The sequence below is a fragment of the Pseudoalteromonas sp. S3178 genome (assembly GCF_005886985.1).
GTDB classification, from domain to species: Bacteria; Pseudomonadota; Gammaproteobacteria; order Enterobacterales; family Alteromonadaceae; genus Pseudoalteromonas; species Pseudoalteromonas carrageenovora.
On the sequence record NZ_PNCW01000406.1, the window covers coordinates 1 to 291 of the forward strand.

The 291-nt window shown below is 40.9% G+C and carries 1 pseudogene; it reads right to left on the reverse strand.

Annotated features, from left to right (window positions below):
* A pseudogene (locus CWC11_RS23130) lies at positions 1-291 on the reverse strand (amino acid ABC transporter substrate-binding protein); the annotation flags it as partial.

Here is a 291-nt window from a genome sequence, read left to right on the forward strand (position 1 = left end):
CTCAAGAAGTAACTTATGCTCAATTGCTTTTGGGTCCAGTTTAAGGGCATTTAGTTCTTTCTCAAGTGTTAGTGTGTTGGTTAGTACAAAATCAATCCGGCCCTTAAACAATAAATTCCAAAGACTTTGGTAGTTTGACACTAATACCAGCTCATAACCTTCAGAAAAGCCAGCTTGTTTGAGAAAGGTTTCACTATAATAACCGCGTATGGTTCCGGTGCGATACCGCTTTGCAGCGTCAAGATCGTTTATTGGCGTTTGAGATTGTTTCAGGCCAATAAGCGATGCGGA